At 70.2% G+C, this 12,627-nt stretch carries 13 protein-coding genes; 6 read left to right on the plus strand and 7 right to left on the minus strand.

The window, feature by feature from the left end:
- The first annotated feature begins 52 nt into the window (after window positions 1-52).
- Window positions 53-1,390: an ABC1 kinase family protein gene (locus ABTW65_RS21550; protein ID WP_350663859.1), complete on the plus strand. Its 1,338-nt coding sequence runs from the start codon at window positions 53-55 to the stop codon at window positions 1,388-1,390.
- A gap of 12 nt (window positions 1,391-1,402) precedes the next feature.
- On the opposite strand, the gene ABTW65_RS21555 is transcribed toward ABTW65_RS21550, so the two are convergent.
- Both ABTW65_RS21555 and ABTW65_RS21560 read right to left on the minus strand, forming a co-directional pair.
- A complete protein-coding gene (locus ABTW65_RS21555) occupies window positions 1,403-1,813 on the minus strand; it encodes a VOC family protein (protein WP_350663861.1) in 411 nt (136 codons plus the stop codon).
- A 33-nt stretch (window positions 1,814-1,846) separates the two neighbouring features.
- A complete protein-coding gene (locus tag ABTW65_RS21560; protein WP_350663862.1) occupies window positions 1,847-2,164 on the minus strand; it encodes an SHOCT domain-containing protein in 318 nt (105 codons plus the stop codon).
- 158 nt (window positions 2,165-2,322) lie between these two features.
- Here ABTW65_RS21560 and ABTW65_RS21565 point away from each other — a divergent pair, with 158 nt between their 5' ends.
- From ABTW65_RS21565 to ABTW65_RS21580, 4 genes are read left to right on the plus strand one after another with little or no spacing between them, the layout of a single operon-like run.
- Complete coding sequence (locus ABTW65_RS21565; protein ID WP_350663864.1) at window positions 2,323-3,354, plus strand: iron-siderophore ABC transporter substrate-binding protein; 1,032 nt, start codon at window positions 2,323-2,325, stop codon at window positions 3,352-3,354.
- Between the two features lies 1 nt (window position 3,355).
- Window positions 3,356-4,414 (plus strand): FecCD family ABC transporter permease, encoded by a 1,059-nt coding sequence (locus ABTW65_RS21570; protein ID WP_350663866.1) that lies wholly within the window; start codon window positions 3,356-3,358, stop codon window positions 4,412-4,414.
- Window positions 4,411-5,484 (plus strand): FecCD family ABC transporter permease, encoded by a 1,074-nt coding sequence (locus ABTW65_RS21575; RefSeq protein ID WP_350663869.1) that lies wholly within the window; start codon window positions 4,411-4,413, stop codon window positions 5,482-5,484. The genes ABTW65_RS21570 and ABTW65_RS21575 overlap by 4 nt, the downstream gene beginning before the upstream one ends.
- On the plus strand, window positions 5,481-6,323 hold the full coding sequence (locus ABTW65_RS21580; RefSeq protein ID WP_350663871.1) for an ABC transporter ATP-binding protein: 843 nt from the start codon (window positions 5,481-5,483) through the stop codon (window positions 6,321-6,323). The genes ABTW65_RS21575 and ABTW65_RS21580 overlap by 4 nt, the downstream gene beginning before the upstream one ends.
- Here ABTW65_RS21580 and ABTW65_RS21585 read toward each other — a convergent pair whose 3' ends face one another.
- Window positions 6,324-7,589 (minus strand): multidrug effflux MFS transporter, encoded by a 1,266-nt coding sequence (locus ABTW65_RS21585; RefSeq protein ID WP_350663873.1) that lies wholly within the window; start codon window positions 7,587-7,589, stop codon window positions 6,324-6,326.
- A 58-nt stretch (window positions 7,590-7,647) separates the two neighbouring features.
- Between ABTW65_RS21585 and ABTW65_RS21590 the strand changes: the two genes are divergently transcribed.
- Entirely contained in the window at window positions 7,648-8,097 is a 450-nt protein-coding gene (locus ABTW65_RS21590; protein ID WP_350663875.1) for a MarR family winged helix-turn-helix transcriptional regulator, read from the plus strand.
- On the opposite strand, the gene ABTW65_RS21595 is transcribed toward ABTW65_RS21590, so the two are convergent.
- The 4 genes from ABTW65_RS21595 to ilvD all read right to left on the minus strand — a co-directional run bounded on the left by ABTW65_RS21595 (window position 8,088) and on the right by ilvD (window position 12,587).
- Complete coding sequence (locus ABTW65_RS21595; RefSeq protein WP_350663878.1) at window positions 8,088-8,810, minus strand: GNAT family N-acetyltransferase; 723 nt, start codon at window positions 8,808-8,810, stop codon at window positions 8,088-8,090. The two genes, ABTW65_RS21590 and ABTW65_RS21595, sit on opposite strands and share 10 nt — an antisense overlap.
- 35 nt (window positions 8,811-8,845) lie before the next feature.
- Window positions 8,846-10,015, minus strand: a complete 1,170-nt coding sequence (locus tag ABTW65_RS21600; protein WP_350663880.1) for an MFS transporter — start codon at window positions 10,013-10,015, stop codon at window positions 8,846-8,848.
- A gap of 154 nt (window positions 10,016-10,169) precedes the next feature.
- The gene (locus tag ABTW65_RS21605; protein WP_350663882.1) at window positions 10,170-10,733 is read right to left on the minus strand and encodes a pyridoxamine 5'-phosphate oxidase family protein; all 564 of its coding nucleotides are present in this window, start codon (window positions 10,731-10,733) and stop codon (window positions 10,170-10,172) included.
- A 6-nt stretch (window positions 10,734-10,739) separates the two neighbouring features.
- Window positions 10,740-12,587 (minus strand): dihydroxy-acid dehydratase, encoded by a 1,848-nt coding sequence (gene ilvD, locus ABTW65_RS21610; RefSeq protein WP_350663885.1) that lies wholly within the window; start codon window positions 12,585-12,587, stop codon window positions 10,740-10,742.
- Window positions 12,588-12,627: the final 40 nt, after the last annotated feature.

Below are 12,627 nucleotides of genomic sequence, written 5' to 3' on the forward strand. Positions count from 1 at the left end.
GGGAAGGCTACTTCGCGGTGCGCAAGTTGCAGCCGACAGGCACAATTGCGGCATGAGTGACGCGGAGGGGTCGTCGAAGGGGTTGCCGCGGCGAGCGGCGACACGGACGGCGAAGCTGGCCGCGCTGCCGATGGGGTACGCCGGGCGCAAGGCGCTCGGGCTCGGGAAGCGGATCGGGGGCAAGCCCGCTGAGGCGGTGCTGGCCGATGTCCACCAGCGCACGGCCGACCAGCTGTTCCGCACCCTGGGCGAGCTCAAGGGTGGCGCGATGAAGTTCGGGCAGATGCTCTCGGTGATGGAGGCCGCGCTGCCGGAGTCGCAGGCGGCCCACTACCGCGCCCAGCTCACCCGGCTCCAGGACTCCGCTCCCCCGATGCCGACCGGGATCGTACGCGGCCTGCTGGCCCGCGACCTCGGCACTGAATGGTCCGAGCAGCTGGTCGAGCTCTCCGACAAGCCGGCCGCCTCGGCCTCGATCGGGCAGGTCCACCGGGGCCGGTGGGCCGACGGCCGCGAGGTCGCGGTGAAGGTGCAGTACCCGGGCGCCGACGAGGCCCTGCGCGCCGACCTGCGCCAAATCGGCCGGGTCGCGGCGATCGGCAACGCGGTCGTGCCCGGGATGGACGTCAAGGCACTGGTCGCCGAGCTGCAGGAGCGGGTCGTCGAGGAGCTCGACTACCCGAAGGAGGCCGAGGCCCAGCACGTCTTCGCCGAGGCGTACGCGTCCCATCCCCTCATCGACGTCCCCGATGTCGTCGCCGTGGGACCCTCGGTCCTCGTCACCGAGTGGGTGGAGTCGGAGGGCTCGATCGCGAAGGTGATCGCCGAGGGCACTCCCGAGGAGCGCGACCACTACGGCGAGCTGCTCGCCCGGTTCTGGTTCTCCGCGCCCGGGCTGACCGGGATGCTGCACGCCGACCCGCACCCCGGCAACTTCCGGGTCCTGCCGGACGGTCGCATGGCCGTGCTCGACTTCGGGCTCGCCGCGCGGCTCCCGGAGCGGGGCTTCCCCGCGCCGATGGGGCGACTGATCCGGATCGCCGCGACCGGCGACGCGGACGCGCTGGTCGCGGGCCTGCGCGACGTGGGCTTCATCCGCGAAGGCATCAAGGTCGAGCCGCAGCACGTGCTCGACTACCTGGCGCCGTTCGTGACGCCGGCGCTGGAGGAGCGCTTCCGGTTCACCCGGGAGTGGATGCGCGAGGAGTTCAAGCGGATCAACGATCCCAAGGATCCCGCCTACACGGTCGGCCTCAAGCTCAACCTGCCGCCGTCCTACCTGCTCATCCACCGGGTCTGGCTCGGTGGTCTCGGCGTCCTGGCGCAGCTCAACGCGGAGGCGCCGTTCCGATCGATCCTCGAGGAGCACCTGCCCGGGTTCGCCGGCTGAGGGCCCTCCCCGTCAGGGCAGCACCGTCTGTCCCACCGGGCCGGGGTTGTAGGCGATCTCCCAGCGTACGCCGTCGGGATCGGCGAAGTAGCCGGTGTAGCCGCCCCACACCCGCTCCTCGGCGGCCGAGGCATCCCGCCCGAGCGACCGGGCGAGCTCCAGGACGCCGTCGACCTCCTCGCGGGTGGCGACGTTGTGGGCGAGGGTGAACGGCGCGACGCCGTCGGCGACGGCGATCTTGCCGACCTCCTCCTCGAACTCGCCCCGGTCCCACAGCGAGAGGATGACGTGCTCACCGACACGGATCATGAGCACGCCGTCCGCTTCCATCTCGGGGGTCCAGCCGAGGCCGTCGACATAGAAGGCCCGGCTCTCCGCCACGTCGGCGACGGCCACGGTGATGAAGCTGATGCGCTGGTCCATGGCAGCAACACTGCCACGGACCAGCGCGGGGCGTCAGACCTCCTTCGCCGAGCCCGGCTTCTCGCGCAGGACGTCACGGCGAGCCCGGTACTCGTTGTCGTCGATCTCGCCCGCGGCGTACCTCTCGGCCAGCCTGGCCTCGCCCGCGCGCCGCGGGCCTTCGGCCACGCGCTTACGGTTGAAGAGGACGACCGCGGTGATGATCGCCGCGATCACCAGGAACCACAGGATCGGGAAGATCGGCCAGAACGCCGGCGGTCCTCCTCCGTCGTGCCATGGTCCGTTCTCGCGCCACGGGCCCCAGTTGTCGCCGGTCACGGCGAGGGTGGCCACCGTCTCGTTGATGCTCATTGCTCGTGTCCAATCTGTTGGGCTTCTCGATGCCTCCAGACTGCTGCGCTCCGGCCACCGGCACATCGGCTCAGGAGCGGAGAACGGGTACGCAATCCCGCGTAGAGTAAAGAGGTCTAGTAAGGTACGCCTTACCTAATTACAGAAAGCGGGACGAGATGTTCATCGCACGGAAGGCGGCAGTGCCCGTCGCACTGATCGCGGTCGCGGCAGGCCTGGCAGCGTGTGGATCTGGCGCCGAAGACTCCTCGAAGGGCGCTGCGGGCGAGGGCTGGAAGCCCGTCACCGTGCAGCACGCGTTCGGCGAGACCGTCATCGAGGAGAAGCCCGAGCGGGTGGCCACCGTCGACTTCGCCAACCAGGAGGTCCCGCTCGCGCTCGGTATCGTGCCGGTGGGCATGTCGAAGATGACCTGGGGCGACGACGACGGCGACGGCGTCCAGCAGTGGACCGAGGACAAGCTGAAGGAGCTCGGCGCAGAGACGCCTGTGCTGTTCGACGAGACCGACGGCTACGACTTCGAGGCCGTCGCCGGCACGGATCCCGACGTCATCCTCGCCGGCTACTCGGGCCTGACCAAGGACGACTACAAGACCCTCAGCGAGATCGCCCCGGTGGTCGCCTACCCGGACGACCCGTGGGCGACCGAGTGGCGCGACTCCATCGTCCAGAACGCCAAGGGCCTCGGCATGGAGTCCGAGGGCAAGGATCTGGTCGAGGACCTCGAGAAGACCATCGCCGATGCCGCGGCGACGCGGCCCGAGCTCGAGGGCACGACCGGCATGTTCATGACCCACGTCGACCCGGCCGACCTGAGCGAGGTCAACTTCTACAGCGCCGCCGACACCCGGTCGAAGTACCTCACCGACATCGGCATGGAGATCGCCCCGAGCATCGTCAAGGCCACGGGCGACAGCGCCGACTACTCCGGCTCGATCAGCGCCGAGCGGGCCGAGGAGCTCGCCGACGTCGACGTCATCATCACCTACGGCGGCCAGGAGCTCATCGACGCGCTCGAGGGTGACCCCGTGCTCTCCCAGCTCCCGGCCGTGAAGAACAAGGCGATCGTCACCCTCGACGGAGCCGAGGCCATGGGCACCGCGGCCAACCCGACCGCGCTGTCGGTGGCCGCCCTGGCGGAGGACTACGTCGGCCTGCTGGCCGACGCAGCTGCGTACACCACCAAGTGAGATGACGACATCTCTGACCGACCGTCAGGACTCCGCGCCCGCCGACCCCGCAGCCCAGCTGCGGGGCACCCGGCGGACGCGGAGCCTGGCGCTGCTCGTGCTCGCCGTCGCCGTGCTGGCGGCCTCGGCCACCTCCATCATCATGGGCTCGCGGGATGTGTCCTGGGCCGACATCTGGGCCGGGATCTCCGGCCAGGCTGAGGGATTCGCGCAGGCCGCGGTGGCCAAGCGAGTGCCACGTACGGTGCTGGCTGCCGTCGCGGGAGCGGCGCTGGCGGTATCGGGTCTGGTGCTGCAGGGCATCACTCGCAACCCCCTGGCCGACCCCGGCATCCTGGGGGTCAACACCGGCGCCTCGCTGGCCGTCGTCAGCGGCATCGCCTGGTTCGGCCTGGTCTCCCCGATCAGCTACATCTGGGTCGCCATCCTCGGCGCAGCCCTCGCATCAGCGTTCGTGTGGACGGTCGGGTCACTGGGCCGCGGTGGCGCCACCCCGCTCAAGCTCACCCTCGCCGGCGCCGCCACCGCGGCCGCGCTGTCGTCGTTCGTCACCGCGGTCGTCCTGCCGCGACCCGACATCTCGGAGAACGTGGTGTCGTGGCAGGTCGGCGGCGTCGGCGGAGCCACCGACGACAAGCTGTGGCTGGTCGCGCCGTTCCTCCTCGTCGGCGCCCTGCTGTGCCTGTGGTGCGTACGCGGCCTCAACATGCTCGGCCTCGGCGACGACCTCGCCTCCGGTCTGGGCGAGCACGTGAACCGGACCCGGCTGCTGGCCGCCGCCGGCGCCGTCACGCTCGCCGGAGCCACCACCGCGATCACCGGCCCGATCGCGTTCGTCGGGCTGGTCGTGCCGCACCTCGGCCGGCTCCTGATCGGGACCGACCACCGCTGGTTGCTGCCCTTCAGCGTGATGGGCGGCGCAGTGCTGCTGCTGGTCGCGGACGTCCTCGGACGCGTCATCGCCCCTCCGACCGAGGTCGACGTCGGGATCATCACCGCCCTCGTCGGAGCGCCGGTCCTCATCGCGGTCGTACGCCAGTCCAAGGTGCGTGAGCTGTGAGCCTGTCTCCGTACGTCATCGGGTCCGAGGCCGCTGCTGACGCGGACCTGCGAAAGGTCGTTGCGGCACGCCGGAGCCGTGAACGCAGGCGTCGCCAGCTGATCGCCCTCCTGGCCTCGCTCGTGGCTGCCGCCTACCTCGGCAGCCTGATGCTGGGGTCGACCACCTACGGACTCGCCGAGGTGGCCGGTGTCGTGTTCGGAGACGACGCCGGCGGTGCCGAGTTCATCGTCGGGCGGCTGCGGTTGCCCCGAGCCACTCTCGCGCTGCTGGTGGGGATCGCCTTCGGCCTGGCCGGCGTCACCTTCCAGACCCTGCTGCGCAATCCGCTCGCGAGCCCCGACGTCATCGGCGTCACCGAGGGCGCGAGCGCGGCTGCGGCCGTCGCCATCGTGAGCTTCTCGCTCGGCGGCCTCGTCGTCTCGTGGGTCGCGGTCGCGGCGGGGGTTGGCGTCGCGCTCACCATCTACCTGCTGGCCTATCGGCGCGGCACCGCTGCGGGCACACGCTTGATCCTCATCGGCATCGGCGTGGCCGCGATGATGCAGAGCGTCATCGCCTGGCAGCTCGAGCGCGCCACCAACTTCCAGCTCGCCGAGGCACTGCGCTGGCTCACCGGCAGCCTGAACGGAGCACTGTGGCGCGACGTCCTCGTGGTCCTCACGGCGGTCGCCGTGCTGGGCAGCGCCGTGCTCCTCCAGACCCGAGCCCTCGCCGCCGCACAGCTCGGTGACGACGCGGCCTCCGCGCTCGGCGTACGCATCGAACGTACGCGGCTGCTCACGATCGTCGCCGCGGTCGGACTCGTGTGCGTCGCGACGGCTGCGTCGGGACCGATCGCGTTCCTCGCTCTCCTGTCCGGGCCCATCGCCGCCCGGGTGGTCGGCTCCCGGGGCTCCCTCCTGGTTCCGGCGGCCCTGGTCGGTGCGCTGCTCACCCTCGTCGCCGACTTCGCCGGCCAGTACGCCTTCGGGACCCGGCTGCCGGTCGGCGTCGTCACCGGCATCCTCGGCGCCCCGTATCTCCTCTACCTCATCGTCCGTGTCAACCGAGTCGGAGGCACTCTGTGACCACCAACCAGCCCGCTGACCAGCCCAACGGCCCGCCGCGCCTGGAGATCGAGAAGCTGACTCTCGGCTACGGCGACCGCGAGGTCGTGCACGATCTGGATCTCGTCATCGCCCCGGGCGAGGTGACCGCCATTGTCGGTCCGAACGCGTGCGGCAAGTCGACGCTGCTCCGCTCGATGACGCGGCTGTTGCCGCCTCGGACCGGCCGCGTGCTCCTGGACGGCAAGGAGGTCCACGCGACGCCGGCCAAGCAGCTCGCCCGGCGGATGGGCCTGCTGCCGCAGTCGCCGATCGCCCCGGAGGGGATCACCGTCGGCGAGCTGGTGGGCCGCGGACGCCACCCGCACCAGCGAGTTCTGGCGCGATGGTCGGAGGCCGACGACCGCGCGGTGACCGCTGCGCTTCGTGCCACGGACACCGTCGATCTGATGGGTCGCACCGTCGATGAGCTGTCCGGTGGGCAGCGGCAACGGGTCTGGATCGCGATGGCACTCGCGCAGGAGACCGAGGTGCTGCTCCTCGACGAGCCCACCACCTTCCTCGACATCAGCCACCAGGTCGAGGTGCTCGACCTGCTGACCGACCTCAACCGCGATGCCGGCACCACGATCGTGATGGTGCTGCACGATCTCAACCTCGCGGCACGCTACGCCGACCATCTCATCGCGCTGCACGACGGCCGCCTGCACTCCGCGGGCCGGCCCCATGAGGTCCTGGTGCCCGAGCTCGTACGGGACGTCTTCGGGATGCGCAGCACGATCATCCAGGACCCGGTCTCGGCCAAGCCGCTCATGCTGCCGATGGGGCGCCACCACATCGTGGCCTTGGACGCGCCGTAGCTAGGCGGGCTCGAGCGCCTCGTCGCGGTCTCGCAGCGGCTCTCCGGACGCCGCGGGCCCCCGCCCGGCGACCGCGTACGCCGCGCAGGCGACGACCGCAGCGGTGACCATCACGATCGCAGCGGGCACGGCGGTCCCTTCGCCACCGAGGCTGACCAGCGGCGAGACCAGCGCGGCGAGCCCGAACTGGAGGGCTCCGAGGATGGCCGAGGCACTGCCCGCGGCCCGCGGCACGGACTCGAGCGCGAGCGCGGTGGCGTTGCCGAAGACCAGCCCGAGTGGCGCGACCGCGACGAACACCGCGACGGCGAGCAGGCCTACCGGGAGGCCGGTGAGCGCGATGACCAGGAACAGCACGGTGCCGGCGAGCGAGAGGGCGAGCCCGAGCCCCACCATGCGGCGTACGTCGACGCGACCGGCCAGGTTGGCCGAGGTCCCGCTGACGACCATCAGGGCGAGGGCGTTGAGGCCGAAGAGTAGTCCGTACGCCACCTCACTGAGGCCCATCATCTCCTGGTAGAGGAACGGCGAGGACGAGATGTAGGCCATCATCACCGCGAACCCGAACGCGAAGGCCAGCGTGTAACCGAGGTAGGTGCGCGAGCCGAGCTCCGCGATCACGGATCCCTGCGTCGTCCGGGCGGCACGGAGCTCGGCCCTCCTCGCGGGCGGGAGCGACTCGCGTACGACCCCCACGACCGCGACGAGCATCAGCACAGCGATCGCGAGCACGACCGCGAGCACTCCTCGCCAACCGAGCGGCCCGGCGATGAAGCCGCCCGCCAGCGGCGCGACGACGGGGGCGACACCGCCGACGACCATCATCAGGCTCATCGCGCGCGCCGCGGCCGGCCCGTCGGCTCGGTCGGAGACGATCGCGCGACCGAGCACCATCCCGGCAGCCCCGGACAGGCCCTGCAGCAACCGGGCCACGACGAGCAGCTCGACGGTCGGGGCGAAGACGGTGGCGACGCTGGCGAGCACGAAGACCGTGGCCCCGACGAGGAGAGGTACGCGGCGCCCGATCCGGTCCGAGAGCGGACCGAACCCGAGCTGACCCACCGCGATGCCGACGAGGAAGGCCGTGAGGGTCAGCTGGATGCTGGTCGCGTCGGCGCCGAGGTCGGTCACCATCGCCGGGAACGCCGGCAGGTAGAGGTCGGTCGCGAACGGCGCGACTGCGGACAGGAGCGCGAGGACGAGCAGCAGCGCGGGCCCGATCGCGGACGCGGGCGGCCCGGCGGGCTCGGAGGTGGAGGAGGTCATGCGGTCGATATTAGTTATGTTTTCATAATTATGAAAGAGCAACCACTAGACTGTGACCATGCTTACCCGCGCCGCCACCGACGAGCTCGCCGATCTCGCGGAGATCATCACGACGCTCGCCCGGGACATCGAACGGCACCATGCCCGCGACCCCGAGATCACCGAGCTGTCGACCGGCGAATGCGCCGTGATGCGCTACGTCGACCGCCACCCCGGCGCCACCCCCAGCGAGATCGCCGAGGACGTCGGCATGCAGCGCCCGAACCTCAGCGCCACACTGCGCAAGCTCGAGGAGAAGGGACTCGTCGTCCGGTCGACCGGAGCCGGCGACAAGCGGGGCAAGGTCGTCGACCCGACCCCTCGAGCGGCCGAGAACCTACGCCGGCTGCGCGCGGTCTGGAGCGACGCCGTCTCCCCCGCCGCCGCCGAGCCCGGCATCGCCGAGCTGACCAGCCGGCTCAGCGCCATCCGCGAGCTGGTCGCCGCCAGTCGCGCCGGTCAGTCCTGACGGATTCCCAAGCCACCGGTCAGCGAGCCGAGCGAGACCCGCTGGCCACCGTCCGCGTCGAAGTTCTCCGGTGCGAGCCAGCGCTCGTGCGCCTCTCGTACGGCCGGCCACTCCTCGGCGGTGACCGAGAACCAGTCGGTGTCGCGGTTGCGGCCCTTCACCACCATGTGGTTGCGGAACCGGCCCTCGTAGCTGAACCCGAGCCGCACCGCTGCTCGCCGTGACGGTTCGTTGAGGCTGTCGAGCTTCCACTCGAAGCGCCGGTAGCCGAGCGTGTCGAAGGCGTGACTCATGAGCAGGTGGATCGCCTCGGTCGCCGCCCTGGTGCGGGCCAGCGCGGGCCCGAAGAGCACTCCGCCGACCTCGATGCTCCCGTTCGCCGGGTTGATCGCGTGGTAGCCCGCGACCCCGCTCGCCCTGCCCTCCCGCTCCCCCTCCTTCGGGACGAACGTGAACGGCACGACGTCGGGCGCGTCGACGAGCCCAGCCAGGTGCATCCACAGGTCCTGCAGCGAGGTCGGCATCGCGATCGGCCGGTAGGTCCACAGGCCGGCGTCCTCGGGGCCGCAGACCGCGGCGTAGAGGTCCGAGTACTGCGTCGACGAGAGCGGCGCGACCCGGACGTAGCTGCCCTCGAGAGTCACCGGCTCGGGCCACGGCCGCGCCTCCCAGGCTTCGACGACAGTGCCCACGGGATAGGAGAAATCGGTCACGGCGGTCATTCTCGCGGACCGCCGCAACCGACTTCTCAGGAGGCTGACGCGTCCACCGTGGCGAGTGAGCGCCGGGCGCTGCCGAGGGCAAGCATTCCGGCCAGGCAGCCCAGGAGCAGCAACCCGGCGAGGACCATCACCGACTCCACCGCGAACCTGTCCGCGAGCGGCCCGAAGACGATCATCGAGACCGGCATCGACACCGACATGACGATCCCGTAGAACCCGAACACCCGGCCGCGCATCGAGTCCTCGACCTGCTCCTGCAAGACCGTCGCGGCGGGCACCAGCAGCGTCTGGAAGAGGATGCAGATCACCAGGCCGGCGACCGAGAACATCCAGAAGTCGCTCGAGACGCCCAGCCCGATGACGAGCACCCCGACACCGACCGAGGCGGCCACCATCAGCCGCACCCGGCGCTTCACCTTGGGTCCGAAGGTGGCCATCAGCGCGCCGCCGACGACCATCCCGACGCTCCAGAACAGCTCGTTGACGCTCAGCATCCAGACCTCATCGCCGAAGCTGCGCGTGATCATCAGCGGCGTGAGGTGCGCCGGGGCGCCGGCCATGAACATGACGACGGCCACGAGGCCCATCACCCAGCGCACGGAGGGGTTCCCCCTGACGTACCGCACCCCGGCGAGGAGATCGCCGAAGTAGCTCACGGGCTCCGTCGAGCGGACCATCTTCGCCACCGGCACCAGCAGCAGGAGGAGTACGCCGGTCACGGCCGTCACGACATCGATGAAGAAGACCGCGACGATGCCGGTGCTCGCGTAGACCGCGGCGGCCACCGCGGGCGCGAACAGCATCATCCCCGACTGGATCGTCTGCTGGGCCCCGTTGACCCGCATCAGGTGCTCGGCCGGGACGATCTGCGGGAGCATGGCGTTGACCGCCGGCCCCTGGATCCCGGCCAGCGCCGAGCGGACCGCCATCGCGACGAAGATCATCCACAGGTCGCCGACGCCGCTCAGCATCAGCAGCGCGAGCACCAAGGTCGCCACCGCGATCGCCGAGTCGGCCCCGATGATCAACAGCTTGCGCGAGTGCCGGTCGGCCCAGACGCCGCCGAAGACCGACACGACCGCCTGCGGCAGCATCCCCGCCGCGACGCTCAGGGTCAGCACCGCGGCCGACCCGGTCTCGACGGTGAGGTGCCACATCACCGCGTACCCGACGATCATCGACCCCAACGACGACACCGTCTGGCCGCCTAGGAAGACCAGCAGATTCCGCTTCCATCGATCCGACTGATGAGCCGACATAGCAACCACTCCCGCATCAGGTGGGCCGCCGTGTCGGCCCCTCACCCATGCCACGAACGGCCACGGTCTGTTTCGACAGTCGCGGAGACGGCTATTCGGATGCCGGGTCGAAGTCGAACGCCGGGAGCCCGTCGAGACTGGAGAGGTTCTTCCGGCGCCGATACTCGGCCGACCCCTCGACTCCCTTGCGCTCGAAGTACGCCGGGAGCAGGTCGCGCTCACCGACGTACGACATCAGCGGAACGGCGAAGCCACAGGAGTCGGAGACCCGCTCGATGTCCACGACGACGACCGCGCGGGCACCGGGCAGGTCCGTGAAGCGTGCGGCCAGGTCGGCGTACTCCTCGTCGTAGCGGGTCACGACCCGGCCACGCCCGTGGAAGCGGACGATGTTCGGCGCCCCGTCAAAGGCGCAGAACATCACCGTGATCCGGCCGTTCTCACGCAGGTGCGCGATCGTCTCGCTGCCGCTCCCGGTGCCGTCGACCCACGCGAAGGTGAGCTCGTCGAGCATCCCGAAGGTGCCCGGGATGCCCCGCGGCGACAGGTTGACGTGGCCCTCCTCGGAGAGCGCTGCGGTGGCTACGAAGAAGACGACCTGGCGATCGACGAACTCCCGCAGCCGCCCCTCGACGCGGGCATGAACCTTTCCCACGCCCGTCTACTCCGGCACGAGGCGGTAGGCGCCGTCGGAGGCGGAGGTGGCCATGGAGGCGTACGCCCGCAGCGCCGCGGAGACCTTCCGGTCCCGGTTGGCAGGGGTGTAGGGCTTGTCCCGCTTCTCCTGAGCCGCGCGACGCTGGTCGAGGACGAGGTCGTCGACGTCGAGGGAGATCGAGCGGTTCGGGATGTCGATGGAGATCGGGTCGCCGTCCTCGATCAGGGCGATCAGGCCGCCGCCGGCCGCCTCCGGGGAGACGTGGCCGATCGAGAGGCCGCTGGTGCCGCCGGAGAAGCGGCCGTCGGTGATGAGCGCGCACTTCTGGCCCAGACCGCGGCCCTTGAGGAACGAGGTCGGGTAGAGCATCTCCTGCATGCCCGGCCCACCCTTCGGGCCCTCGTAGCGGATCACCACGACGTGGCCGGCCTCGACCTTCTTGGCGAGGATGCCGTCGACCGCGGCATCCTGGGACTCGAAGACGATCGCGGTGCCGGTGAAGGTCAGGCAGTCGTCGGGAACACCCGCGGTCTTCACGACGCAGCCGTCGGGGGCGATGTTGCCCGACAGGATCGCCAGCCCGCCGTCTTCAGAGTAGGCGTGCTCGAAGTCGCGGATGCAGCCCTCGGCGGCGTCGGTGTCCAGGCTCGCCCAGAGGTTCTCGGTGGAGAACGCCTCGGTCGTACGCACCCCACCGGGCGCGGCGAGGAAGAGGTCGAGCGCCTCCTGGCTGGGGTTCTCGGCGCGGATGTCCCAGGTGCCCAGCCACTCCTCCATGGTGTCGGAGTGGATGGTGCGGACGTCCTCGTTGAGCGCGCCACCACGACGCAGCTCACCGAGCAGGGCGGGGATGCCGCCGGCGCGATGGACGTCCTCCATGTGGTACTTCGGGCTGTTGGGGGCGACCTTGCTCAGGCACGGCACCCGACGCGAGATCGCGTCGATGTCGTGCACGTTGAAGTCGAGCTCGGCCTCACGCGCGGCCGCGAGCAGGTGCAGCACGGTGTTGGTCGAGCCGCCCATGGCGACGTCGAGGGCGACCGCGTTCTCGAAGGCGCTGCGGCTGGCGATGTTCCGCGGCAGAACGGACTCGTCGCCCTCCTCGTAGTAGCGGCGGCACAGCTCGACGACCGTACGTCCCGCCTCCTCGAAGAGCGCGCGGCGCTTGGCGTGGGTGGCCAGGGTCGACCCGTTGCCGGGCAGGCTGAGGCCGATGGCCTCGGTGAGGCAGTTCATCGAGTTGGCGGTGAACATGCCGCTACAGGAACCGCACGTCGGACAGGCGGAGCGCTCCACCGTGTCGAGCAGCTCGTCGCTGACCGCCTCGTTGACCGAGAGCACCATCGCGTCGACCAGGTCGAGCTTGTCGTGGACCAGGCCCTCGACGGCGACCGTCTTGCCGGCCTCCATCGGACCGCCCGAGACGAAGACCACCGGGATGTTGAGCCGCAGGCTGGCCAGCAGCATGCCGGGGGTGATCTTGTCGCAGTTGGAGATGCACACGATCGCGTCGGCGCGGTGCGCCTCGACCATGTATTCGACCGCGTCCGCGATCAGCTCACGGCTCGGCAGCGAGTAGAGCATCCCGGCGTGGCCCATCGCGATGCCGTCATCGACGGCGATGGTGTTGAACTCCTTGGCTACTCCGCCGGACTCCTGAATCTTCTCGGCGACGATCTTGCCGAGGTCACGGAGGTGGACATGGCCGGGCACGAACTCGGTGAACGAGTTGGCAATCGCGATGATCGGCTTGCCGAAGTCGTCATCAGTCATGCCGGTCGCGCGCCAGAGCGCGCGAGCACCCGCCATGTTGCGGCCCGAGGTCGAGGTTGCGGAGCGAAGAGTGGGCATGCCAGAAGGCTAGACCCGTCGGCACAGGTCTTCTGACACG

It is taken from the genome of Nocardioides sp. NPDC127503 (assembly GCF_040302165.1).
In the GTDB taxonomy this organism is placed as follows: Bacteria; Actinomycetota; Actinomycetes; order Propionibacteriales; family Nocardioidaceae; genus Nocardioides.

Bases quoted from the DNA above. Each gene is read 5' to 3' on its own strand.
- ABTW65_RS21550 (WP_350663859.1), top strand. From the start codon at position 53: ATGAGTGACGCGGAGGGGTCGTCGAAGGGGTTGCCGCGGCGAGCGGCG.
- ABTW65_RS21555 (WP_350663861.1), bottom strand. From the start codon at position 1,813: ATGGACCAGCGCATCAGCTTCATCACCGTGGCCGTCGCCGACGTGGCG.
- ABTW65_RS21560 (WP_350663862.1), bottom strand. From the start codon at position 2,164: ATGAGCATCAACGAGACGGTGGCCACCCTCGCCGTGACCGGCGACAAC.
- ABTW65_RS21565 (WP_350663864.1), top strand. From the start codon at position 2,323: ATGTTCATCGCACGGAAGGCGGCAGTGCCCGTCGCACTGATCGCGGTC.
- ABTW65_RS21570 (WP_350663866.1), top strand. From the start codon at position 3,356: ATGACGACATCTCTGACCGACCGTCAGGACTCCGCGCCCGCCGACCCC.
- ABTW65_RS21585 (WP_350663873.1), bottom strand. From the start codon at position 7,589: ATGACCTCCTCCACCTCCGAGCCCGCCGGGCCGCCCGCGTCCGCGATC.
- ABTW65_RS21590 (WP_350663875.1), top strand. From the start codon at position 7,648: ATGCTTACCCGCGCCGCCACCGACGAGCTCGCCGATCTCGCGGAGATC.
- ilvD (WP_350663885.1), bottom strand. From the start codon at position 12,587: ATGCCCACTCTTCGCTCCGCAACCTCGACCTCGGGCCGCAACATGGCG.